At 46.0% G+C, this 24,082-nt stretch carries 19 protein-coding genes; 11 read left to right on the top strand and 8 right to left on the bottom strand.

The features are described 5' to 3' along the window. Positions 1–180: 180 nt before the first annotated feature. Both AACU28_RS07860 and AACU28_RS07865 read left to right on the top strand, forming a co-directional pair. Positions 181–1,521, top strand: coding sequence for an aldehyde dehydrogenase family protein (locus AACU28_RS07860; protein ID WP_121602790.1), 1,341 nt, complete (start codon positions 181–183; stop codon positions 1,519–1,521). 9 nt (positions 1,522–1,530) lie between these two features. Beyond that, complete coding sequence (locus tag AACU28_RS07865) at positions 1,531–2,310, top strand: 2OG-Fe(II) oxygenase (protein WP_121602711.1); 780 nt, start codon at positions 1,531–1,533, stop codon at positions 2,308–2,310. A gap of 92 nt (positions 2,311–2,402) precedes the next feature. On the opposite strand, the gene AACU28_RS07870 is transcribed toward AACU28_RS07865, so the two are convergent. After that, positions 2,403–4,382 carry a methyl-accepting chemotaxis protein gene (locus tag AACU28_RS07870; protein WP_121602712.1) on the bottom strand — a complete coding sequence of 660 codons (1,980 nt, stop codon included), beginning with the start codon at positions 4,380–4,382 and terminating at the stop codon, positions 2,403–2,405. 497 nt (positions 4,383–4,879) lie between these two features. Here AACU28_RS07870 and AACU28_RS07875 point away from each other — a divergent pair, with 497 nt between their 5' ends. Next, entirely contained in the window at positions 4,880–5,053 is a 174-nt protein-coding gene (locus tag AACU28_RS07875) for a hypothetical protein (RefSeq protein ID WP_017076913.1), read from the top strand. A 154-nt stretch (positions 5,054–5,207) separates the two neighbouring features. Then, positions 5,208–5,792, top strand: coding sequence for a TetR/AcrR family transcriptional regulator (locus tag AACU28_RS07880; RefSeq protein WP_121602713.1), 585 nt, complete (start codon positions 5,208–5,210; stop codon positions 5,790–5,792). Between the two features lie 125 nt (positions 5,793–5,917). Here the strand turns inward: AACU28_RS07880 and AACU28_RS07885 are convergent, their stop codons facing one another. Next, positions 5,918–7,783, bottom strand: a complete 1,866-nt coding sequence (locus tag AACU28_RS07885) for a fructose-specific PTS transporter subunit EIIC (RefSeq protein ID WP_102571849.1) — start codon at positions 7,781–7,783, stop codon at positions 5,918–5,920. Between the two features lie 328 nt (positions 7,784–8,111). Between AACU28_RS07885 and AACU28_RS07890 the strand changes: the two genes are divergently transcribed. Together AACU28_RS07890 and AACU28_RS07895 are read left to right on the top strand one after the other, a co-directional pair. Beyond that, positions 8,112–8,414, top strand: a complete 303-nt coding sequence (locus AACU28_RS07890; protein ID WP_017069788.1) for a PTS fructose transporter subunit IIB — start codon at positions 8,112–8,114, stop codon at positions 8,412–8,414. 7 nt (positions 8,415–8,421) lie between these two features. After that, positions 8,422–9,195, top strand: coding sequence for a PTS sugar transporter subunit IIA (locus AACU28_RS07895; protein WP_017070486.1), 774 nt, complete (start codon positions 8,422–8,424; stop codon positions 9,193–9,195). Positions 9,196–9,344: 149 nt separating this feature from the next. Here AACU28_RS07895 and AACU28_RS07900 read toward each other — a convergent pair whose 3' ends face one another. Further along, a complete protein-coding gene (locus tag AACU28_RS07900) occupies positions 9,345–11,123 on the bottom strand; it encodes a sodium:solute symporter family transporter (RefSeq protein WP_017090435.1) in 1,779 nt (592 codons plus the stop codon). A 566-nt stretch (positions 11,124–11,689) separates the two neighbouring features. After that, positions 11,690–12,529 (bottom strand): helix-turn-helix transcriptional regulator, encoded by an 840-nt coding sequence (locus tag AACU28_RS07905; RefSeq protein WP_029222375.1) that lies wholly within the window; start codon positions 12,527–12,529, stop codon positions 11,690–11,692. Positions 12,530–12,907: 378 nt separating this feature from the next. Between AACU28_RS07905 and AACU28_RS07910 the strand changes: the two genes are divergently transcribed. The 4 genes from AACU28_RS07910 (at position 12,908) to AACU28_RS07925 (ending at position 18,302) form a co-directional block, all read left to right on the top strand. Further along, a complete protein-coding gene (locus AACU28_RS07910; protein WP_121602714.1) occupies positions 12,908–14,812 on the top strand; it encodes a PTS fructose transporter subunit IIABC in 1,905 nt (634 codons plus the stop codon). 148 nt (positions 14,813–14,960) lie between these two features. Beyond that, the gene (gene manA / locus AACU28_RS07915; protein ID WP_121602715.1) at positions 14,961–16,178 is read left to right on the top strand and encodes a mannose-6-phosphate isomerase, class I; all 1,218 of its coding nucleotides are present in this window, start codon (positions 14,961–14,963) and stop codon (positions 16,176–16,178) included. A 257-nt stretch (positions 16,179–16,435) separates the two neighbouring features. Continuing rightward, positions 16,436–16,876 (top strand): PTS sugar transporter subunit IIA, encoded by a 441-nt coding sequence (locus tag AACU28_RS07920; protein ID WP_076667127.1) that lies wholly within the window; start codon positions 16,436–16,438, stop codon positions 16,874–16,876. Between the two features lie 13 nt (positions 16,877–16,889). Beyond that, a complete protein-coding gene (locus AACU28_RS07925) occupies positions 16,890–18,302 on the top strand; it encodes a fructose-specific PTS transporter subunit EIIC (RefSeq protein WP_121602716.1) in 1,413 nt (470 codons plus the stop codon). A gap of 479 nt (positions 18,303–18,781) precedes the next feature. On the opposite strand, the gene AACU28_RS07930 is transcribed toward AACU28_RS07925, so the two are convergent. After that, the gene (locus AACU28_RS07930; RefSeq protein WP_050651339.1) at positions 18,782–19,558 is read right to left on the bottom strand and encodes a transporter substrate-binding domain-containing protein; all 777 of its coding nucleotides are present in this window, start codon (positions 19,556–19,558) and stop codon (positions 18,782–18,784) included. 124 nt (positions 19,559–19,682) lie between these two features. On the opposite strand from AACU28_RS07930, the gene AACU28_RS07935 reads away from it, so the two are divergent. Then, the gene (locus tag AACU28_RS07935) at positions 19,683–20,423 is read left to right on the top strand and encodes an amino acid ABC transporter permease (protein WP_102489338.1); all 741 of its coding nucleotides are present in this window, start codon (positions 19,683–19,685) and stop codon (positions 20,421–20,423) included. Positions 20,424–20,570: 147 nt separating this feature from the next. Here AACU28_RS07935 and AACU28_RS07940 read toward each other — a convergent pair whose 3' ends face one another. From AACU28_RS07940 to AACU28_RS07950, 3 genes are read right to left on the bottom strand one after another with little or no spacing between them, the layout of a single operon-like run. Then, on the bottom strand, positions 20,571–21,701 hold the full coding sequence (locus AACU28_RS07940) for an ABC transporter ATP-binding protein (RefSeq protein WP_121602717.1): 1,131 nt from the start codon (positions 21,699–21,701) through the stop codon (positions 20,571–20,573). Positions 21,702–21,758: 57 nt separating this feature from the next. Beyond that, on the bottom strand, positions 21,759–22,493 hold the full coding sequence (locus AACU28_RS07945; RefSeq protein ID WP_048613022.1) for an HAD family hydrolase: 735 nt from the start codon (positions 22,491–22,493) through the stop codon (positions 21,759–21,761). Further along, positions 22,483–23,979 (bottom strand): CehA/McbA family metallohydrolase, encoded by a 1,497-nt coding sequence (locus AACU28_RS07950; protein WP_121602718.1) that lies wholly within the window; start codon positions 23,977–23,979, stop codon positions 22,483–22,485. Before AACU28_RS07950 ends, AACU28_RS07945 begins: the two co-directional genes overlap by 11 nt. Between the last annotated feature and the right edge of the window lie 103 nt (positions 23,980–24,082).

The raw sequence follows: 24,082 nt of genomic DNA on the forward strand, positions 1-24,082 counted from the left end.
AAGAACAAAAATCAACAGAACAGCAGTTAGATAGCAAGATGAAAACTGGATGGAATCACGCCATCCTTTATGACGAATATCATTTTTAAAAATCAACATATCGAGATTTTTAGATATCTAGTTATCGCGCTATTCAATAATAATGATGCCGATACTAAAAATGCAGCGGAGCCGACAAACATGAGCAAGTCCATTCAATCCTTTGACCCAAGTAACAGTGAACTCCTTGGCGAGGTAAACCACACTTCGGCTGAAGAAGTAACTCAAACCATCCACAAAGCAAAAGCAGCACAAAAAGCATGGCGCAAACTTTCGATGAACGAGCGAGTGCTGACCATTATCAAAGCCTATCAACAACTTGATAAGTACGAAGAGTCCCTCTCACAGTTACTTGCTCGTGAAATGGGTAAAGACATTCGTCGCGCGACCGGAGAAGCAACCGGTGCGATCTACATGGGTCAGCACTATGCAGAAGATGCTCAGCGTGCACTCAACACTCGAAAATTATCCGGCTCAACAGAACTTCAATACCGTCCACTAGGTGTTGTCGGAGTTATATCTCCTTGGAACTACCCGGTGATGATGGCAAACAACCTCATTGTGCCAGCACTGGTCGCGGGCAATAGCGTGATTCTAAAACCTTCAGAAGAGACCCCTCTCATCGCTGAAGCATTCTTTGGTGAACTGCAAAAGCACTTACCAGAGAATGTCTTGACCGTGATGCAAGGTGATGGTGAAACAGGCAAAGCATTAGTCGAAGGCGACATCCAAATGATCGCGTTCACTGGCTCAAAAGCAACAGGCCAAGACATCATGCGACGTGCCGCGAACAAGGTAAAACGATTGGTCATGGAGCTAGGTGGCAAAGACCCAATGATTGTGATGCGTGATGCCAACCTGGAACAGGCCGCTCGCTTTGCCGTCGCAGGCAGCTTTGAGAACTCAGGGCAAATGTGTACTTCGATTGAACGTATCTATGTTGATGATCGTATCGCTGAAAAATTTGAACAACGTGTCACCGAGATCGCCAACATGTACCAGATTGGCCCGTGGGATATGCCGAACGCCAATATCGGACCAATCATTAATGCCACACAACATCGCAAGATTGTCGAACAGCTAGAAGACGCGCAACAGAAAGGAGCGACTTTCCTTTTAGGCAGTTCTGAGCAACCTGAGCGTTATATCCGCCCTACAGTAATCACCGGAATGACAGCAGAAATGAAACTGGAAACAGAAGAGACTTTCGGTCCAGTTGTCGCGATCAGTCGTTACTCAAACATTGATGATGCCATTGAGCGCGCTAATGACAGCGAGTATGGATTGGGTGCCGTGGTGTTCGGAAACCAAGGCGTCAATGACGTTGCTGATGAACTTGATGCTGGCATGGTTGGCATTAATCAAGGACAAGGCGGCAGTGGTGATGCTCCATGGGTTGGTGCGAAACAGAGTGGCCTTGGTTACCACGGCTCGGTTGACGGGCACCGTCAGTTTGCACAAGTAAAAGTGGTTTCAAGATAGAGGTTGATGATGAATAGCAATGAAAATTTTTATGTCGTCCGACGCGAGTCCGGTACCCAGCGCAGTGACCTTCCTGTTTGGGCACCAAAATCTGCAAACCCATTTGCACTTGATAAAAACGTTAACGCGGTATCACGCGTTGAAGTAGACAAGGTTCCCGGTGCTTTCCAGTTGCGAGACGTGCTGCTTCCCGAAGAAGTTCAGCGCATACTGGATGAAGCCAATCAACTTGGCTTTACGGAAGATGCGGCCGTGTCTCTACCAAGAGAAGTTCGCCACAATCAGAATCTCAACTTGATCGCAGATACTGAAACTCTCGACGTTATTTGGAAGCGCTGCCAAGATCATTTCGTTGATAAATACGGCCACTTTGCTGATGTGAAGCCTCTGGGTATTAACGGTCGTTTCCGCTTTTATCGTTACGATGAAGGGGATTTCTTTAAGATGCACACCGATGGATCATGGCCTGGCAGTCAGGTGGTGAATGAACAGCTAGTCGATGACGCGTATGGTGACCGTTGGAGCATGTATACCTTCTTGATTCTATTGAGTGATGACTTCGTTGGTGGCGAAACCCAATTTATGGTTAACCGTAATGACCCGAGTAAGCCTGCTCGTCGTCAAGGGCATCATCAGGAGAACGCGAATATAGAATCGGTTAGAACACCAAGCGGCAGCGTGCTTTGTTTTCCTCACGGTACGCACCCCGCCCATTGTATTCACGGTTCTGCGCCGATACTTTCTGGGACGAAATACATTATTCGCACAGATGTACTATTCGAGCTCTAAGCGACTCTACTGGTCGTTTCAACTCTTAAAAAAATGTACCGCACTAGGCGGGACATTTTTATATAAGATGGAAAACTTCTAACTCATGAATGTTAACTCTTAAACGTATTCGAAAGCTCTTTCAGTGATGTTGCCAGTTCAGCTTGCTCTTTGGCTGTCGCAGCAATTTGCGTTGCACCCGTCGTAGATTCTGTCGACTTCTGCTCTACCGCCACAACGTTCTGAGCGATATCCTGAGTGACGACCGCTTGCTCTTCGGTCGCAGTTGCGATCTGCTCTGTCATGCTGAATATTTCGCTCACAGCACCTGAAATATCTTGCAGTGTCTGCTCTACCCCTCGTGAATCTTCAACCGCTCTTGAAGACATCTTCTTGCTGTTATCAATCACGTTAAACGCAGTTTGCACGTCTGATTGGAGAGAGCTAATGAAGCCTTCAATTTCCAAGGTGGATTCTTGAGTGCGCTGCGCCAGAGTACGAACTTCATCGGCAACGACGGCAAAGCCACGACCTTGTTCACCCGCACGAGCCGCTTCGATCGCCGCGTTTAGTGCGAGTAAGTTGGTTTGGTCAGCAACCGACTTAATCACATCAATCACGCTGTTAATGTTATTGCTACTTTCGTGTAGATGAGTGATTTTTTCAGCGAGGCCGTTAATCTCAGAAGCCAAGGTCTCAATCGATTGGTAAGAGTGCTGAACCGTGCTCAAGCCTGCTTGTGATTGTTCGTCAGCCAGTTTAGCTGAACTTGCTGTTTGCTGTGTTTTAGCCGCAACTTCGCTCACCGTTGCCGAAAGCTCTTCTGTCGCTGTTGCAATCAAGCCGATTTGGTCTTGCTGCTCAACCAAAGTATTAGAGTTGTATTGGCAAGTTTGCGCTGTCTCTTCGGCTGCTGAAGCGAGTGTTAGGCTAGATTGAGACAAGCTATCAATAACCCCAGAGAACTTCTCTAGTGTTTCATTAAGCGATGACGAAATTTGACCCAATTCGCTGTTACCTTCGTAAGTCGCACGAACGGTTAGATCATTGTCATGACGGACTTTAGAAAGTACACGCGTTAGATCTTTAACTCGAGTTGTTAAATCTGTAATGGCTTTAAAGCTAATAAAGGTCGCAAACAGGGTGATCACAACAAACATCGTGATACTGCCCATCATTGCTGATTGAGCTTGCTGAGTTTTCTGATCAGTCAATGCAATAAGAGAGTCTGCCAGTTCGTTCTCTGTCTTTTTCAGCTGAACAATGCGCGCCGTTGATTGCGCGAACCAGTACACAGGGTCGACATCAAATCCGCTCATTTTCGATTCAGCCACATCACGAAGCTTCTCGACTTCCGCGACCGAGCGGTCATTCAATTGTTGTTCAAAAAAGCGAACATTGTCTGGGTTACCCAGTACTTCAAAGTTCGAGAAATAGGTATTTTGCTCGGTCACCAAAGAGATGAATTTAACCAGCATACCCGGGCCAAACTCATTTTTAGAAAAAGTGTTATTGAGGACCGCACGTTCGATACCCGCACGCTCTTTACCTTGAAGGAAGTTATAATAAGCGATGGTTTCAGTCGTGATGGTGGCGTCAGAACTTAGCTCAGCGATCAAGGCTGATACGCTAAGTAGCTTTGCGTTAAGTTTGGTGTAGTAACCCAAAGCTTCAGAAAGCGGGATCGACTGAGAATCGACGCGATTACGAATTGAAGTAATTTGATTGAGGCTTTGGCTGATTTCAGTATTCAGACGAGAGATCTGCGGCAAGTCGATTTCTGCAGACTGCCAGTATTCGGTTCTCTGATTGCGTCTGTTATCCGCACTGGTTCTTTGTGCTCGTAGCTCACTAACAAACTTAGTACCCTGTGAGCCGATAAAACCAGCCGTCATTCCGCGCTCTTTCTGCAACTCATGCACCAATTCACTGTATACAACCGACAAGCGTGTCAGTTGATTCAATGAAGACATTTCACTGGTGGTTTCTACGCCTTTGGATATCGCAGAAACACTAAGCCATAAAAACCCTAAGATCGGTAAAGTAAGCAAAGCGATGATTTTTTGCTTAAAAGACATATCGGTTAAATTCATTTTTATTTCCCTAGCAGCTAACAAATCTTTCTCGGTCATCTCACTAGGCACATTTCTAGCGAATGCGCCTCAATGGTGATCGTATAATTATTCAACTTAATCAATGCAGTTCAATTACCGTGCCACGCAGATCGGTAGGCGGTGAAAGTAACATTTAACCTTATAAAATACATTGGTTTATCGATAAAACTGTTAGCTATGCAACTTTAGTGAACGAAAAAAATGTGCAACAACATATTATTGACGTAAGCGACTGAAAATTGACATTTTTCTTACTATCCAAAAGGGGTAGAACCGCACCAATTATGTGCTCAGAGACAGCTGTATATTTAGAAATAACTATAGATTCAACACTCGCTAGCTATTAATTCACCGCTAACCAACTCCCTATTCTTCGCCAATTAACTGTCTATTCCTTGTTAACTAAATATGTATAATGCCGAGTTGTTAAAGTAGAGATTCGCAATAAATATGCGACAACGAATGAGAGATATTTTATGGAATGCCCCGCTTGCGAAGAACATATCGGATGGGAATGGGTAGAAGAAGCCGCTATCGAACCGAATGAAGAATTCGATTGCCCAGAGTGCCAAGAAACCTTGATGTATACCATCGATGAAGGCACCTATTACGGCGCGCAACATAAAACCGTAGAAGTAGTCGACGCGTAAATTACAGCCTTATAGCGACAAGGTGACCACTTCATTTCAAATACTTAGCAAATAACTAAACCAAGCGGCTTACTTTCTTGCTGGCTCTTCTTTACTAGAACGGGCGTTCAGCATAAAATATTGAACATATGTTCAGATTAATGAAGTAGATGTTATGGCCAAGACTGCGAAGTTCGATAGACAAGATGTAGTAGATAAAGCAACGAACCTGTATTGGGAAAAGGGCTTTCATGCGACTTCTATGCGTAACCTGCAAGACGTGATTGATATGCGTCCGGGCAGCATCTACGCGACGTTCGGCAGCAAAGAAGGTTTGTTTAAAGAGACGCTTGCTCGCTATACCGAACTTGGCATCCTCAACCTGAACCGCTTCCGCAGTGAAACCGAATCGCCTATCAAAGCGCTGGAAAACTTTGTAAAACGTGCCGTTGTCGAATCAAAACAAAGTTCGCCAAATGGCATGTGTATGCTGGCTAAAACGGTCGCAGAACTGACTGGTGAACACGCAGAGCTATTAGCAGAAGCGAAGAAATCACTCAAGATCATGGAAGGTGAGTTCGCCAAGTTGATTACAGAAGCGCAAGAACTGGGTGAGATCAGTACAGAGCGCGAGCCGACGCAACTTGCTCGACATGTTCAGGTTCAGATCGCAGGCCTGCGTACCTACGCCAAAACCTGTGACGATATCGATTTGCTCAACTCAATGGTTGAAGACGTATTTAAGTACCACCCTTTTTAAGGGCTGAGCTTATACATTAGAAAGCGATACAAAAAGACTCCACTTTCACCTTAACCGGCCTGAGCGGAGTCTTTTTAGTTTTGATCTAGTTAACTTTATAGATGATAAACTTTGCGGTTTAAGGATTACACCTTTCTCATGATCAACGCTTGCGCATTAAGCATCGCTTCCTTAGTACTGACATCTAAGGTTTTCACGTTCGCAAAGCGTTCTACTTCTTTAATCGCCACGTCGTGAGCAAAGATCACCAATCTCGCCCTTTCAATGTCTTTATGAGTAATGCGATTGCCTATTCCGTTGGCACCTTGTGTTTCGACTTTAATCCGAACCCCAAGATGATGCGCCGCCTTTTCCAAAGACTTAGCGGCTAAGAAAGTGTGGGCAACTCCAGATGGACAAGAAGTGATCGCCAATACATCCGCTTGCCCCTCTTCCGTTACCGAGCCACCCGTGAACTGATTAGAATTCGCTTCGCCTTCGACCACGTTCTTTTTCAGCAGTATCACAATCAGAGCCGTCGTTAGAGCCCCTGCGAGCGTGCCGACGATATAGCCAATCTTGCCATCCACCACCGGCAGCACAATCCAGCCGCCCCATGGTGCATGGTTCACTACATGGAACATAAAGCCGACCACGTTACCAACTACGCCACCAGCAACAACAGCAGGCAGAACGCGCGCAGGATCGGCGGCTGCAAAGGGAATCGCACCTTCACTGATGCCGATCATTCCCATGATCCCCGCCGCTTTACCCGCTTCACGTTCGTCTCGTTTAAACTTCTTCGGTGATATGAAAGTCGCCAATGCCATACCCAATGGTGGCGTACAAATTGCTATCCCGACGCCGCCCATCAGCCAAGGTTGGGTATTCACCTGCGTTTGTGCAAACAGTGTAGCGACCTTGTTGATTGGGCCACCCATATCAAAGGCTGTCATCGCGCCTAAAATACTACCGAGCACCATTTTTCCTGAACCTGCCATGCCAGTCAGCATTTGGTTCATCTCTAGCATCACTTGGGCAATAGGAGAACCAATCACCCACATCACAGCCCCACAGGTAACAAAGGTACCGACTAGTGGATAGATGAAGATTGAGCTCAGCGAGATCATGCTGTCTGGCAGTTTGATCTTCTTGAGTAGATTAACCACAAAGCCCGCGAAAAAGCCGACCACGATCGCACCAAGGAAACCGGTGTTGTATTGATTGACCGCGACCCAAGAGCCGATCATTCCGGGCGCTAAACCCGGTTTGTCAGCCATCGAATACGCGATGTAACCACCGAGTACCGCAGTAAACAGGGTTAACCCCGCGATGCCCATCTGTGCAATGTCAGCCAGAACACCGCTCTCAGGCACTGCGCCATGACCCGACATCATTACCGACAGAGACAACAGAACCCCACCCGCAACCACGAATGGGATCATGTGTGACGTGCCGTACAGCAGGTGTTCTTTGAGGCGATTAAGAGATTGAGCCCAAGGGCTGAGCGGCTCGACATACACTTCATGATGGCTTGAGGCGTAACTATCGAACGATTCAGAATTAGCTTCGAGAAACAACTCTTGAGCTTCCTCTACCGACTCAACAGCCTTTAATTTTGTAACAAAGCCATCTTCGATAAGTCTGGTCGAAATCTGAGCTAGCACCTCGATATGGTGGTCGTCGTTGTTGTCTGGGGAAGCGAGCATAAAGAACACATCCGACAGTTCGCCGCCGTCTGCGCCATAATCGATACCAGACCTGCTGATACCTACCGCCACAGCTGGTTTAGCTACAGCTGTACTTTTCGCGTGTGGAATCGCAATACCATCGTCAAAGCCTGTATTACCGATGGCTTCACGCTTCCAGATGTCGTCAAGGAATTCACGTTTATTGGAGAGCTTACCGGCACGGTCGAGCAGTTCAACAAGCTCTTCAAATACCGCCTGTTTTGAGTCGGCTTGTAAATCTAAGCAGATGATCTCGGGCTCGATAATGTTGGTGATATCCATATGCTGCTCTGCCTCGCCTGATTTCAGACTGAAGTAATTACGTAAGTGATAAGGTTAATAAGATGAAAAGATTAACGGTGTGAAGGCACTCAATATATAGGACGAAAGGTGCATTAACTGGATTATTGTAACCAAGAACTCAGAGTGTGACTTTCACCTTGGAATAAAAAACGCCAATCCATAAAATCCACAGAACCCATAACAATATCGCCCCTCCCTTATGCGAGCTTTCCATACTGGATTTCCCACGCAAGATAGCTTTTGCAAAATAGCTTCTGAAAGGTAGCTTATGTAACGTAACAGGGACGAGATTAAGCCGAGAATAATAATGAGAATTGTAGCGGTAACTGCGTGCCCTACAGGCATTGCGCACACCTATATGGCAGCTGATGCTCTAAATAAAACAGCCCCTAAGTTCAACGTTTCAATCAAGGTTGAGACGCAAGGCGCTATGGGTATTGAAAACTTACTGACCGCCCAAGATATTACCCTCGCAGACAAAGTGTTGATCGTCTCTGATATCGACATCGAACAACCAAGCCGATTTGACCCAGCTAAAACCTTATTCATTCCCATGGAAGAGGTATTGTTGAGTGTCGATAAAGTCTTTATTAAGCATTGTCGAACTTAAACTTTTCATGAACGAATACCAGATCACCTTCTTCGTTAACGATCCTGCCGCGAACTCACATGTCGCGCAGCCGCTGACTCGCTTAGCGAAGAAATTCAAAAGCAACATCCGCATTATCAACATCACTCAAAATCGAACCGCTGATCTCTCCAAATCCGTCGCGATGCTGCAAGTAGGTTTACTTCGTGGTGATTTGTGTCAGATAACCGCGGTTGGTATTGATGCGGAGCTGGCCTGTTTCGTTCTCAAAGACGTCATTGCCGAGCATTACGATATGGTTGGCTCGCAAGTAAACCATGAATTCTCTAAAGATTTAATCCAGCGAATGCCACAAATATGCCCGCCTTGTGACATCAAATGGCACCACGCTAAGGCGCAAACTCAACTGACCAAATTTGAGTGCTTAAAAGGGCTCGCCCACCTAGTGTATCCGGAAGATCCGGATGAGTTGATTCTGGCATTTATTAAGCGGGAGGAACGCTCTTCAACGTGCGTGTCACCAGGTATCGCACTGCCGCATGTGATGTTTGAATCGACTCAAGATCTCTCGATTGCGGTTATCGTCAGTGACGACCCGATTGACTGGGCATCACGTATTGGCGAAGTGCACGTTGCTATTGCTTTGGTATTGCCAACCAAGCCACAGCGAGAGCACATTGTGGCGGCGACCAACCTAACTCGAAACCTGCTTCACGATCAGGTCAATGAGCGTCTGCAAAAGACTCGAAGCAGTGTCGACCTGCAAGCTCTTCTGATGTATATCTCTTCACGTCTGATTTAATTCATCTCACCCTTTTAAGTTCAATTTCTTAATCAGCTAAGTTACTCACTCCATTGGTTATAATCCCAATTGCTCACACAATAAAAAACGGCTGAGCAATTACGCTCAGCCGTTCTATTCTAAATGGCTTATCTTGTAGGTTTAGTTACTTAAGCTGTTTTTTTCGCTTGTTTCGCATCCTCAACCGAGTCGTCTACAGCTTTCACTAACAGTAGACCAACGATAAACACAATACCGCCACACAGTACGAACATCATTCTTCCCCAGAATGGGTTTGGTAGAGCAAACATCGCCATCACAGCTACACCAGACACTGCGATCAATGAACCCAGCATGTGACGTTGTTTGTTATCCAGTTTCTTCTGTGCTGTTGATTCAGAAACCAAAGGTGTCGCAAGGTTAGTGAAGAAAGTATCAACATCTTTCTGACGAGACGCTTCTAGCGGTTTGTAGAACAAAGTCGAAAGAATAAAGAAGCCGCCTGTAAACGTTAAGTGAGCAATCAGGCCTACCGCTACTTTCAAATCAGACCATTCACGACCTGTTAGCGGCTCTAGGTTGAACCAATTTTGTAGCATTTCAGCGGTAATCACGAAGCCTACGATGTAAGACACAATCGCGCCAACCACTAACGTGCCCCAACCTGCCCAGTCCGGAGTCTTCTTAATGAAGAAGCCACAGAATGCTGGAATCGTCATTGGGAAACCGATTAATGCACCGACGTACATCATGGTGTCGAACAGACTCAAGCCTTTCAGTGAGTTAATAAACAGTGCGATAAGGATGATAGCGACGCCGAAAACCGAAGACATCAACTTAGACACAACCATCAACTCTTTCTCTGTCGCGTTTGGACGAAGAATCGGCTGGTAGAAGTTGATTACAAAGATACCAGAGTTACGGTTTAAGCCTGAGTCCATAGAAGACATGGTTGCTGCGAACATCGCTGCGATTAGAAGCCCCACCATACCCGCTGGCATGTATTGCTCTACGAAGTAAAGGTAAGCGAAGTCGCCTGCTTTAGAACCTGCATCTGGATAGTGTGCTGCAAGGTCAACGCCTTGTCCTGCTACGAACCAAGGTGGCATGAACCAAATGATTGGACCAATTGTCATCAGAATACACGCCAACAGCGCCGCTTTCTTCGCGTTCTTAGAGTCTTTTGCCGCTAGATAACGGTAAGAGTTCAACATATTGTTGGTGATACTGAACTGCTTGAAGAAGATGAAGAATGCCCAGATTCCGAAGATGCTTACATAGTTCAGGTTGTTACCAGAAACAAATGATGCGCCTTCTGCTACAGGGAAATCGTTGATGATTTCAGTAACGCCGCCACCTTGCACGATAGCCACAGCAGCACATGTTACGGTTACTGCCATGATGATAACCATCTGCATGAAGTCAGACGCGATAACCGCCCATGAACCGCCCGTTACCGACATCACTAGTACAACAAGACCAGTTAGAACGATGGTGGTTGTCATATCGAACCCAAATATACCCGATGCGATAATCGCCAAGCCGTTAAGCCAGATACCTGCAGAAACAATACTGTTCGGCATGCCAGACCAAGTAAACACTTGCTCGTTGAAGCTACCAAAACGCATACGAATCGCATCAATTGGCGTTACCACGCGTAGTTGACGGAATTTCGGAGCGAAGTACAGGTAGTTCATCAGGTAACCAAATGCGTTCGCTAAGAAGATAACCGCGACAGCCATACCATCGGCATACGCTTTACCCGCTGCGCCAGTGAAGGTCCAAGCACTGAACTGAGTCATAAACGCAGTTGCGCCAACCATCCACCAAAGCATGTTGCCGCCCCCGCGGAAATAGTCACTGGTTGTACTGGTGAACGTTCTAAACATCCAACCTATTGCGATAAGGAAAAGGAAATAAATTCCTACGATCAGAGTATTGAGTTCCATGTATAAGTCTTCTTTATGATGAATATCTGAAGAGCATATTATCTATTGAATTTTTAATTTGTAGTATTATAAGTCAAGGTTGTGATGGGGCGTATAAACCTGAATATTTGATTTCGAGGCATGAATTACACGTTAGTAAACAAAGAACAAGCCGAAGAAAAGTAAACATTTAAAATCAATAACTTAAAAACATTTCAATCTGTAATCTGGACAACAATAACAAGACTTTATCGTCTCGATAAGTGGTTTTCAATTTACTTGGCATTCATTAAATGCATCGCATTAATACATCAACTCTCACACGTTTAATTCAATAAAGAGGCAACGAAAAATAATAAGCAACTCGCAAAGCGAACCCTTAATGTTATTAATTGGGGGTTATTTAGTGAAACGGGATAAATAGAAATCGTGCCTAAAGATAAGGTTGGGAAATAAGGTGTAGAAATAAACGGCAAAGGAGAACACAAAGCAAATTGCTCACCACACCACAGAGTCCACTGTGGTGATCTAGTCATACAAATTTCGGTCGTATAAGCTCTGGTCAGAAAAGGTAATTTGAAGGGATATTAGATTGAACCACGATATTCGGTCGGCGTTCTTCCGGTGCGATTCTTAAACACGCGGCAGAAGTAGTTCACATCTTTAAAGCCACAACGTAGTGCCACTTCATTGAGTTTGAAGTTGTACTTCTTAAGCATAAACTTAGCGCGATCGACCCGCACGCGGGTAATGTACTCTGCTAGCGTCATGTGGCCTTGTTGACGGAACATTCGCGACAAGTGATTGGATGAAATACTAAAGCGCGAGGCAATGCTGTCTCGGGTGATTTGGCGGTGGAAGTTCTCTTGAATGTAGATACAAATCCCTTGATACACATCCTGTACTCGGCTATGAGATTTTTCTACGGGCGCTTCCAGCATGATTTTACTGTATTGCAGTAGAGCTTGCAGCAATAACTCATCCATCGGCTGCTTGTTGCTCTCCCTCGCTAGCGAGCTAAGCGCCTCCAAGATATTATCAATCGCAAACCCTGATCGAGTCTGAATACTGTGCTTTTGGATATCGTAAAAGCTCTCTTCCCCTTTGCGCTTACTCACCAAACTCAAGCCAAGCTGGCGACGACCAAACAACATGCTCAACACTGAGCAGTCAGTATCCCAATTGGGTTTATTCCAGCAGTTGGGCGGGATGAAAATCGCGTCTCCGGCTTTGGCAATAACGTTAGTGATCTTGCGATCATGACTCTCCATTTCATTGACATACTCTCCGTCTAACACCAACTCTAAACGTGGAAAATTCACCTGATAGCTACAAGCGGAAGGTGTGTGGAAATCTCCAGCAAACCAGATGTTATGAAACGGTTCTCGCTCATTTAACACCGACGAGATTAAGTCATGAAATATCATTATTCGAACTCTTATAAGCAGCAATAAGGCTACCGGAATAGATATACCTGTAACTGAAACATAGCGCTATTGAGCAAAATCACAATTTGAGATCTAGGTTACAAAAATCCAGTCGTAGAAATAAATCTCCAGTAGAGAAACTGACATAGCACGTTCCCAGCATGATAAACAAATACGCTACAGCCCTTATAAATAAAAGCCTCAATACATCTTAAAGTCTGTCAACACCATCCTAAAAACGACCACTCGACCGATCAAAATCACACTCCACTTATAACGCATTAATCATCCAGTAAATGCATTTTTTCTTCACTACAGAAGGCAAGCCGTAGATTCCAGAATACCTCTAACAAAATAAAAACAGAGTAGGGGTTCATTATGATCACGACATTGATCAATCAAGATTTGATTAAGCTTTCGCTTAGCGCTAATTCAAAAGAAGACGTATTTAAAGAGCTAATAGACGTGCTTTACGCACAAGGCAGAATCTCAGACAAAGCACAGTTTCTTGCCGACATTAAAGCTCGTGAAGAACAAGGTAATACCGGGTTTGAAGAAGGTATTGCTCTGCCTCACGCCAAAAGCAGCGCGGTGATCAAACCCGCGGTTGTTGTCGGTGTCCATCAACAGGGTATCGAGTACGGCGCAGATGATGGTCAGCCATCAAAGCTATTTTTCATGATTGCCTCTCCTGATGGCGGCGACAATCACCACATAGAAGTATTGGCAGAGCTTTCTTCAAAACTGATTGAAGAAGGCTTTATCGAAAGCTTCATGAATGCTCAATCTGAACAACAAGCATTAGAACTACTGCTTACCAAACCTGAGCCGTCAGAAACGGAAACCAACGTAGAGAAACAAGGCTTCATCATTGGCGTGACAGGCTGCCCAGCTGGCGTTGCACACACGTATTTAGCAGCCGAAGCGCTAGAGAAAGGCGCGGCGGCTCTTAGTTACGACATCAAGGTCGAAACCAACGGTTCTATTGGTGTAAAGAACAGCCCGACTCAAGAAGAGATCGAACGCGCAGATGCGATTGTGGTCGCTTGTGACAAACAGGTCGACATGGCTCGCTTTGCCGGAAAACGCGTTATCAGCACCAACGTAAAAGCACCAATCAAAGATGCGCAAGGCTTGATTAAGCAAGCACTCAACGCGTCAAGCTATCAAGCAGAACAAGCACCTACCAACCAATCTGTTGCAGAGAAAGCCTCACAAGCACGTTCAGACCTTTACCGTTACTTGATGAATGGCGTATCACACATGATCCCATTCGTGGTGACGGGCGGCCTTTTGATTGCGCTTGCACTGGCTATTGGCGGCGAGCCAAGCGAGTCTGGCATGGCGATTCCTGCTGGCAGCATGTGGAACCAAATTCTAGAAGTCGGTGTGGTTGCCTTCACATTGATGATCCCAATCTTGGCTGGCTACATTGCTTACGCGATTGCTGACCGCCCTGCCCTAACCCCTGGCCTTATCGGTGGTTGGATTGCTAACAACGGCTCTTTCTATGGCGCTGACGCGGGTACAGGCTTCATTGGTGCAATCATCGCTGGCCTATTAGTAGGCTACTTCGTTAAATGGATTACCTCGTTTAACTACCACAAATTCGTTCAACCGCTTGTGCCTATCATGATCGCTCCGATCACTGGCTCTTTGTTCATCGCAGGTCTGTTCATTTTTGTTATCGGCGCACCTATCGCTGGGCTGATGGATGCTCTTACAGCACTGCTAACCAGCATGAGTACAGGCAACGTGGTTCTGCTTGGCATCGTCCTTGGTGGTATGGCTGGTTTCGATATGGGCGGTCCATTCAACAAGGTGGCGTTCCTTTTCTCGGTCGGCATGATCGCCAGCGGTCAAACTCAATTCATGGGTGCGATGGCGTGTGCTATTCCTGTGGCTCCACTGGGTATGGCTATCGCAACCAGACTTGGCCGCAAGTTCGACCTGTTCGAATCTTCTGAAATTGAAGCAGGTAAAGCAGCAGGTGCGATGGGCTTGGTGGGTATCTCTGAAGGTGCGATTCCTTTCGCGGCTCAAGACCCGATGTCGGTTATCCCTGCCAACGTACTGGGTTCAATGACTGCAGCGGTTTTGGCGTTCTCGTTTGGTATTACCAACAGTGTTGCTCACGGTGGTCCAGTGGTCGCTCTGCTCGGCGCAATGAACTACCCAATGCTGGCGCTGCTGTGCATGGCGTCTGGTGCGGGTGTGACGGCGGTTACATGTATCGCGCTTAAAAATCTACGCAAAGCCAAGCTAATAGCAGCAGCGGCTTAAGCCATTTCAACTCCAATGGCTTGAGCCCTTCGAACCTACTGTTTTTAGTAACTAATACTTTTAGCAACGAGTAATTTTAGTTGCTAGTTTTTTACTAATTAGTAAGTCGAATAGAGCTCAAGCCATGTTTCCCTTCATGGTGATTTCGATGTCTGATTTTTCTTTAGCGAACGACTCGTTCGTACAACGCTTTTTCTACCCTATGACCAACGTGATTCAAAACTACGCATGGGGTAGCCCTTCTTCGTTCAGCCAACTGTTTGGTATTGATAACCAATCTGGTGAGCCACAAGCTGAGATATGGATGGGGGCTCACCCGAATGGTTGCTCAATGGTCACTGAAAACGGGCAACAGACCACATTGTCGAGCTTGATTTCTAAGAACCTAAACCTATTTTTAAGTGAGAAAGTCGCAAGTCGCTTTGGCGAACTGCCTTACCTTTTCAAGGTATTAGCGGCTGAGAAAGCGCTCTCGGTTCAAGTTCACCCAAACAAGCAACAAGCGGAATCTGGCTATGCGCTTGAAGAGCAGCAAGGCATTCCGATGACAGCTGGCAACCGCAACTACAAGGATCCCAATCACAAGCCAGAACTGGTGTATGCCCTAACCGACTACACCGCTATGAATGGTTTTAGATCTATCAGCGAGATCCTTGAGCACTTCCATTACCTTGATATTCCAGAGCTAAACTCTATGGTCAACGATCTCGCGGGCGACCAAACGCCTAATGGGTTAGCCAGCTTTTTCGCGAGCTTATTGTCGTTGCAAGGTGAACAAAAAGGCATGGCGCTGACCATATTGCTGATGAAGGCCAAGCTTTCTGATGCACCCGTGTTTCAGTTGATTTCAGAGTTGGAACAGCAATATCCGGGGGATGTAGGCTTGTTTGCTCCACTGTTGTTAAACGTGATCACGCTAAAGCCGGGACAAGCCATGTATCTGGATGCCGAGACACCCCACGCTTACATCAAAGGCACGGGCTTAGAAGTGATGGCGAATTCAGACAACGTACTCCGCGCAGGGTTGACGCCTAAGTACATGGATATCAATGAATTAGTCTCTTGTACTCAATTCAATGAAAAGCCTGCCGATAGATTACTGCTCAGCCCTATTGAGCAAGGTGATGTGATGGAATACCAAATTCCAGTCGAGGATTTTAAGTTCTCTATCGTGCAGAACTCACATCAACGACAGATCACTACCGAAGGCGCCGAGATCCTACTACCACTCGACGAGTCCATGGTACTCACTCATCAATGCGGTGAAACCTGCGTAATTGAGAAAGGCCAATCGGTGTTCATTCCCGCTTACGCTGAGAGTTACAAACTGGATTGCGTTGGACGCGTGGCGCGTGCTTACAGCTAGCTCCCTTAGAACTCAGTACAAAGTCTTACTGCCCTGCTTATGCGGGGCATTTTTTTCTGAGGAGGTCGCTCGGCGTGTCAAAAACCTAATCAAATGCGCCATCAAATATGACCCATCTCACACTGCATTAATGATGCAAATCACACTTAATTTTGCTGGATACAAATGTACAGTGAAGGGCTTTTATTTGCTATTTCGCGAATCGGGTTAATCCATTAATTTTAATTCAAGAACTTCAATAGTGAATGAGTTAATAAATGATCACACAGCTAACTAACGTCAACTTAATTAATAACAACCTTCAAGCGAATAATAAAAAAGAACTGTTTGAAGAATTGGCAAGCATGTTATTTGAGAACAACCGAATCAGTAATAAAGAAGCCTTCTTGGCCGACATCGAAATTCGTGAATCTCAAAGCATTACCTCGATGGACGGTATCGCTTACCCACACTCAAAAAGCAAGGCTGTCACTGAGCCGGCAATCGCTGTCGGTGTTAAGCGCGAAGGCATTGAGTATGGCGATGAAGACGGCATCAACCCAACCGTGTTTTTTATGATTGCCTCACCAGACAACGGTGCTGACCATCATATTTATGTACTACAAGAACTGTTTGGAAAATTCAGCGATGAATTTATCCAGAATATCCATAACGCAAAAGATGAACATCAAATCCTTAATATTTTAATTAATTCATAAGGCGTAGACAATTATGAGCACCCTAGCAAATCAAGCTACCAATACTAGCAATAAAAATAGTAGTAGCGACTATAAAAAAATCCTTAGTACCATGAAAGGCCATCTGCTTTTCGGAACCTCACACATGCTACCTTTCATCGTAGCCGGTGGTGTTCTGTTGGCTTTAGCGGTCATGGCATCAGGCAAAGGTGCGGTTCCAGCCGACGGTTTGCTGGCAGACATCTCTAATATCGGTATCAAAGGCCTTGTTCTTTTCCCAATCATTCTCGGCGGCTTTATTGGTTACTCTATTGCAGACAAACCAGCACTTGCACCTGCGATGATCTCTTCTGGCATCATGGCTGACATGGGCGGCGGTTTCCTTGGCTGTATCGTGGCAGGCTTTATCGCCGGTGGCGTGGTATTCCAACTTAAGAAGATCCCACTTTCTGCAAACATGACCGCGCTAGGTGCTTACTTCATCTACCCGCTTCTAGGCACGTTAATCTCTGCAGGTATCGTACTGTGGGGTATCGGTGAACCAATCAAACTGTTCATGTCTTCAATGAACGAGTTCCTAGCTTCAATGGCTGGCGCGTCTAAGATGGTTCTGGGCACAATTCTTGGTGGTATGACGGCGTTTGATATGGGCGGCCCTATCAACAAAGTAGCAACGCTATTTGCTCAAACTCAAGTAGACACACAACCATGGCTAATGGGCGGCGTAGGCATCGCGATTTGTACACCACCTCTAGGTATGGCATTGGCGACGTTCCTATTCAAAAACAAGTTCTCTAAACAAGAGCAAGAAGCAGGTAAAGCAGCAGCAATCATGGGTTCTATCGGTATCTCTGAAGGCGCTATCCCATTCGCAGCGAACGACCCAATGCGCGTACTTCCTTCAATCGTCGCCGGTGGTATCGTGGGTTGTGTGTTTGGCTTCATGACAGATGTTCTACTACACGCACCGTGGGGCGGCCTAATCACTGCGCCGGTATCAAGCAACATTCCAATGTACGTTGTAGGTATTGCGCTAGGTTCACTGACAACAGCGGTTATCGTTGGCTTCTGGAAACCAGTCGCGGTAGAAACAGAAGAAGACATGGTTGAAGCGCCAGTACAAGCTCAAGCAGCACCTGTAGCAGGCGAAGGCGAGTACGACATCGTAGCTGTAACATGTTGCCCTTCTGGTGTTGCACACACCTTCATGGCAGCGAAAGCACTAGAGAAAGCAGGCTTAGCAGCAGGCCTTAAGATTAAGGTAGAAACTCAAGGTCAAAACGGTATTCAGAACCGCATCAGCGACCTAGATGTAGCTAACGCGAGACTGGTTATTTTGGCACACGATATTCAAGTGAAAGACGCTCACCGCTTCGCCAATGCGAACGTGATTGAGTGTTCAACCAAAGAGGCAATGAAAAAAGCAGCGACGTTAGTGGTCGCGTAACCCAAATTAAAGCAAGCTCCTAACTCAAGAGCCCTTCCCCCTAAGGGCTCTATTTTCTTCTTAAATATCGCTTTGATGTTCTTTTCATCAATCTAGAATCAATTTAATCAGTCAGTATAGTTTCTGTTCAAACTGAATTTTCTCTCTATCTTCACCATAAAAATAATTCCGTGACTGAGATGTCAAAACGTTATGTTACTTTGTAATATCACAGATTTACCTTTTAACTCATGTCAGACGAGATATCGCATACCCACTGCTTAGGGCAAGCGCAACAACTGCTGATAATCGTGTTATTTCATTCATCGTTATTCTCCGATTTTTTATCTTTTTCAGAATAAATCGGAGAGCCTGAATAATTTGTTTAGGGTTTTATAGATGAGGTTACGTTTCGGCGCGTGTGGGCTGAAATATCTTAAGTGCTTGTTGATGAAAAAGAGCCGCTAATCGCGGCTCTGGTTGATGAGTGAATCGTGGTGCTACATGCTCTTCAGTCCCCACTTCTCAGCGGTTTGCTTAAAGAAACCTTGCGTCTTTTTCAGTTCAACCCAGTGATTAATGTAGTTAATCCAAACTTGATCATCTTGTGGTAGTAGCATCGCAATTGGAGTTGGTTTACGTGGTTCTTTCACCGGAACAATCGCGAGTTGTTTAAACTTCTCTACTAAGGTTGCAGCCTCTACGTTTGAAGTCACGGAGACATCAGCGCGGCGAGCTAAAAGCTCTTGGAAATCCCGTGCCGGCGCTTCAATCACGATGTGTTGTGCCGATGGGAAGAAGTCCTTCACCATTTTTTCTTGTACTGTGCCGAGCGTGGCGGCAACTTTGATTTCTGCTTTGTCAAAGTCACTCCAATCGGAGAACTTCTCTATGTCTTTCTTTTGCACGACAGGGACAAAAGCCAGATAGAAGTAAGGTTGGCTGTACCCAGCGACTTTTGCTCGAGACATGTTGAGCGATGCGCTGCCAGTCACGTCGTATTTGTTGGCCGTGATGCCATTCACCAAGGTTTTCCAGTCTGTTGCGACGTATTCCACTTTTACGCCTAGGTCTTTAGCCAACTCAGTCGTGACATCGATATCAAAGCCGCGGTAGCTGTTGGTTGCAGGATCCTTCATTGTCATTGGGTTCCAATCCCCCGTTGTACCAACGCGAAGAACTCCCGCATCCAGTATCTCCTGCAAACGACTTTGGGCATGTGCGATTTGTGTAAAAGCAAGCAGGCACATTCCTAATGCGATTAAGCTTTTTTTCATTTTTTATTCCTTTAAAGAATGCTGATTTCTAAGTGATGAATGTAGATATTATTTTTAATTATTAACCATTAAACAGATTTGGTTGTTAACATGGCAATAACAAATGGAGTTTTTGGGAGTAAATGTGAACTATCGTCACTTATCGCTAGTTTCTCTGCTGTTTCTGACAGGATGTTCAGATTATCAATGGGGATGGTATGTACTCGACCCGTCGACGGAGCAGGGACGAACTAATATTCAGTTTTTGATGGCTGGTTTTAGCGAGACTATTCAGGTTTCGTTGTTGAGTATGTTTTTTGCCATGGCTCTCGGTCTATTGGTCGCCTTTCCTGCGCTTTCAAGCTCACCAGTACTCAAGGGAATTAATCGACTTTACGTAGAGGTGATTCGTTCTATCCCTGTGCTGGTATTGCTATTGTGGGTGTATTACGGAATGCCGACATTACTCGATGTCTCTTTGAACCACTTCTGGGCAGGGGTAATCGCATTGACCATTGCCGAGAGCGCCTTTATGGCGGAAGTGTTCCGTGGGGGGATTCAAGCGATTAATCGTGGGCAACATGAAGCGGCCGAATCCGTGGGATTGACCTATTGGCAAAAAATGCGATTGGTTATCCTACCGCAGGCATTCCGTCAAATACTGCCGCCCTTGGGCAATCAGTTTATTTATATCCTCAAGATGAGCTCGCTAGTGAGTGTGATTGGTTTGAGTGATTTAACAAGGCGAGCCAATGAGCTGGTGGTGAACGAATATTTACCTTTAGAGATCTATACGTTTCTGGTTTTGGAGTACCTTGTTCTTATTTTAGTGGTATCGCAAGCGGTTCGTTGGCTAGAAAAAAGGATTGCGATTCCGAGCCATTAAATGGTGCTAACCCTCAAGATCGTTCAGCTATCTCCAACAAAAAAGCCTCGAGCACAGGCCCGAGTTCCTGTTGATACTCCCCCTAAGAAAAATCCCCACTCTCATCTGAGCGGGGATTTCTTTGTTTTGACTATTCGACACATCGACTTATTCAGTTAGAACTTCTTCTGTCTCTAGGTCAAACAAATGACATTGTGAGGTATTGAAATGAAGCATTGTCTCTTGCCCACTTTCCGCCATTCGGTCAGCATCAAAAGGCACGCGAGCCACCAGCTTATCTGCACCGAGTTTAAAGTAGAGATACAGCTCATTACCCATCGACTCAACCACATCAAGCCTGTGCGTTTGAGTATTCACTTCCGCCAGCGGCGCATCGTGATTCGCCAGTTGAATGTGCTCTGGACGAACACCAAACCATACCCACTCACCCATCTTTTCACGAGCGATAATCTGCTTGTCTTGTGGCAGTGTCCAACGAGTCCCACTTTCAGAGACCACGTTCATCACACCATCAATCTCATCCAGCCTTACCTTGAGAAGATTCATTGCTGGCGAACCAATAAAGCCTGCGACAAACTTGTTTGCAGGGTATTGATAAAGGTTCATTGGCGTATCGACCTGCATGATCTCACCTTGATTTAATACACAGATACGATCGCCAAGAGTCATGGCTTCCACCTGATCGTGTGTCACGTAGATCATGGTGGCGTTCTGCCCTTCTTGCTTCAGGTTATTGTGCAACTGAGCAATGCTGACACGAGTCGAAACACGCAGCTTGGCATCCAAGTTAGACAAAGGCTCGTCAAACAAGAACACATCTGGCTTACGAACCATCGCACGGCCTAGAGCCACACGTTGCCTTTGACCACCCGACATTTCGCCCGGCTTGTTATTTAGCAGGTGTTCGATATCGAGAGTCTTGGCTGCATCTTCAATTCGCTCATTGATTTCATGCTTTGGCAGCTTCTGTTGCTTAAGGCCAAAAGCCATATTTTCATACACCGACATGTGCGGATAAAGCGCGTAGTTCTGAAACACCATAGAGATGCCGCGATCTTTAGGTGGCAATTCGTTTACACGCTTATCGCCAATGTAGACATCGCCTTCTGAGATATCTTCAAGACCTGCGATCATACGAAGTGTCGTAGATTTTGCGCAGCCAGACGGCCCAACAAACACCATGAACTCACCTTCGCGAATATTCAGATCGACACCGTGCACGGCCTTAAAACCATTTGGGTAGATTTTCTCTACCCCTCTCAGTGTGACTTCAGCCATAACCTGTCCTTAAATCAATTCGTTAAATACTATCTTTGGAATCTGTCGTTAAACGTTTTAGCCACGTTCTTGCAGTTGATTGAGCTCAAAATGGGCAACCGATGCGATAACCAGATCCGCTACTGGCTCTAACTCGCTGTGTTGAGCAGTACCTGTCAGCACGCCAACATTGCTTGCGCCAGCATTGCGACCAAATTCCATATCCGAAACCGTGTCACCAAACATGATCACTTCATGTGGCTCAATGCCGCATTTTTCACAGAATGCGTTAAGTAGTGCGGGCGCTGGCTTAGGTTCGATATCACCATCGGAATACCCAACATAATCGAACATCTCGCTCAAACCAGATTGCTCTAGCGTGTAGATGGTTGAGTCTTTGGTATCTGCGGTCGCGATGCCTAAAATCATGCCTTGCTGCTTAAACAGGCCAAGTTTTTCGGTCACACCCGGTAAGGCTTCAATCCAGCTTGGGTTCTCTTCAACTTCGTCGTTGAACGCTGCTTTGGTCACCTTAGTAAACTCAGCGAGCGAGACATTCGGTTGCAGCATGTTGAACCACGCTGTTGCAGTATCTTCCACCGGGTTTGAGGCTAATAGCCCATAGTTATCAACCACATCACCTTCAACACCGATGGCCAAGAGTAGCTCAGCAGCTGTGACAGTTTGATTACCTTGATGCTGGTCACTGTAAGATTTCACACGCTCACAAGCACCACGAGAAACGTTAAGCCACATCTTGTGGAACTCTAACAATGTGCCGTCTTTATCAAATAACATCGCCTTAAATTTCATCACGACTCATTCGCTCCATTAGTTCTCCCCAAGTACGCACTAGGGGTTGGTTAAATTCTGGTTGTTTGCAGTCGAATACGGCATTGATGCAGCCTTCAAATTCATGCTCGTTAGATGAAGGTTGAGTAGTGTTCATTAATGCTGAAGAAAGCTCCCCACGACGAATATCGACTCGACACCAACGGTACCCTTCCTCAATATGGATACTTTGCAGTTCATCACTCAAAGCGATTCGATCGACAATCTCGCCATCCACCACGCACTCAGCGTAGTAAGGGTTTTCTGAATCAGTGACTGCGATACGATAACTAAGTGCCTGCCCTTGAGAATCATTACCCGGAAGCAAGTCACCCAGGTTGATATCAAACTTCAAACCGCAACGGCGCTCTAAATACACTTGTCCGTTACGCAAACCAGACAAGATGCCTTCGCCACTCAAACCATGGCTGTAAACGAAGGTCGATGGGTCACCGTAAATAGAAGGCTCATCCGATTTTGGATTGCGTTCATGGGGTTCAAGGTGTGAATCACTGCCGCCAATCGCCGTAATGCGTTGGCCACAATTCCACATTTCATTGAGAACTAATAACGCCTCTTCGGTCGCTTTTGGCGAGGTCGACCACGTTGGGTCGCAGCACACTTCAAACGTAGACACTTGGCTGAGATCCACTTGATCGTAATGCCAATGCCACGGCTTCATCATCGGGTGATTAATGCCAAGGGAACTGTGTCCACTTTTAGCTAAACTCAATCCCGCTTCCATGGTCGCTTGGCTGCTGTGTTCAACGTCTCTAAGGTCTAAAGACTTAACCGGGCCATGCACATTGAAGTGCCCGAGATCGGTCGTGACTTCTAGCGCAGGTAAGAATAAGCATTGATTTGATACAGGCAGCTTAGGTTGGCAGATGTTGTGCTCGGTGAAAAAGAAGAAATCGAGCCCTTGTGATTCAACAATACCTTTCGCTGCGACCAAGGTATTGTGACCATCAGAAAGCTGAGTGTGAGCGTGTAAATCGCCACGATACCAACGAGAATCAGAGCTCAACATGTGGCTGTAATCAAACTCGATATCGTGATCCGTTGTGACTGTTGGGTTCAGTTCTAGCTCACTCTCAATTCCGTCAGTACCTAGCTCATTAGAATGAATAACTAAGTCATCAGAGCAAAGCACATCCACTTGATACTGCATCGCGCGCTCAGTGCGAAACTCACCTTCAAGGTTATAAAGTTCCAAGAACCATTCGCCCGATGGAGTCGCGCCGTCAATCGCGCCTAGACCAGAGTTTTGCGGTTGAATAGTGAGTGACTTGTGCGCTTTTTCAAACAACACCTTGCCACGAAATGCTTGGTTGGCATCGTAGGCCGCTGCGTACAAAAATCCTTTTTTCACCGTCGTACCAGTAATCACTACGCTGTGAGAACCTGCTGGCACATCAAAGGGGATACGCACTCTGCCAAACGGCAGCTCACCTTGAAATTGGGTCATTGTCTTCACCAAATTCGTCCTAATTGAAGGACTGGGTCAAAAGAGGCCCACCCGAATAGATGGGCCTTTATGCATGCAAAGATAGTGTTAATCCACTTTACAG

This window comes from Vibrio sp. SBT000027 (assembly GCF_963894355.1).
Taxonomy (GTDB): Bacteria; Pseudomonadota; Gammaproteobacteria; order Enterobacterales; family Vibrionaceae; genus Vibrio; species Vibrio splendidus.

Coding starts and splice junctions, on each gene's coding strand:
- AACU28_RS07860 (WP_121602790.1), top strand. CDS start 181: ATGAGCAAGTCCATTCAATCCTTTGACCCAAGTAACAGTGAACTCCTT.
- AACU28_RS07865 (WP_121602711.1), top strand. CDS start 1,531: ATGAATAGCAATGAAAATTTTTATGTCGTCCGACGCGAGTCCGGTACC.
- AACU28_RS07870 (WP_121602712.1), bottom strand. CDS start 4,382: ATGAATTTAACCGATATGTCTTTTAAGCAAAAAATCATCGCTTTGCTT.
- AACU28_RS07875 (WP_017076913.1), top strand. CDS start 4,880: ATGGAATGCCCCGCTTGCGAAGAACATATCGGATGGGAATGGGTAGAA.
- AACU28_RS07880 (WP_121602713.1), top strand. CDS start 5,208: ATGGCCAAGACTGCGAAGTTCGATAGACAAGATGTAGTAGATAAAGCA.
- AACU28_RS07885 (WP_102571849.1), bottom strand. CDS start 7,783: ATGGATATCACCAACATTATCGAGCCCGAGATCATCTGCTTAGATTTA.
- AACU28_RS07890 (WP_017069788.1), top strand. CDS start 8,112: ATGAGAATTGTAGCGGTAACTGCGTGCCCTACAGGCATTGCGCACACC.
- AACU28_RS07895 (WP_017070486.1), top strand. CDS start 8,422: ATGAACGAATACCAGATCACCTTCTTCGTTAACGATCCTGCCGCGAAC.
- AACU28_RS07900 (WP_017090435.1), bottom strand. CDS start 11,123: ATGGAACTCAATACTCTGATCGTAGGAATTTATTTCCTTTTCCTTATC.
- AACU28_RS07905 (WP_029222375.1), bottom strand. CDS start 12,529: ATGATATTTCATGACTTAATCTCGTCGGTGTTAAATGAGCGAGAACCG.
- AACU28_RS07910 (WP_121602714.1), top strand. CDS start 12,908: ATGATCACGACATTGATCAATCAAGATTTGATTAAGCTTTCGCTTAGC.
- manA (WP_121602715.1), top strand. CDS start 14,961: ATGTCTGATTTTTCTTTAGCGAACGACTCGTTCGTACAACGCTTTTTC.
- AACU28_RS07920 (WP_076667127.1), top strand. CDS start 16,436: ATGATCACACAGCTAACTAACGTCAACTTAATTAATAACAACCTTCAA.
- AACU28_RS07925 (WP_121602716.1), top strand. CDS start 16,890: ATGAGCACCCTAGCAAATCAAGCTACCAATACTAGCAATAAAAATAGT.
- AACU28_RS07930 (WP_050651339.1), bottom strand. CDS start 19,558: ATGAAAAAAAGCTTAATCGCATTAGGAATGTGCCTGCTTGCTTTTACA.
- AACU28_RS07940 (WP_121602717.1), bottom strand. CDS start 21,701: ATGGCTGAAGTCACACTGAGAGGGGTAGAGAAAATCTACCCAAATGGT.
- AACU28_RS07945 (WP_048613022.1), bottom strand. CDS start 22,493: ATGAAATTTAAGGCGATGTTATTTGATAAAGACGGCACATTGTTAGAG.
- AACU28_RS07950 (WP_121602718.1), bottom strand. CDS start 23,979: ATGACCCAATTTCAAGGTGAGCTGCCGTTTGGCAGAGTGCGTATCCCC.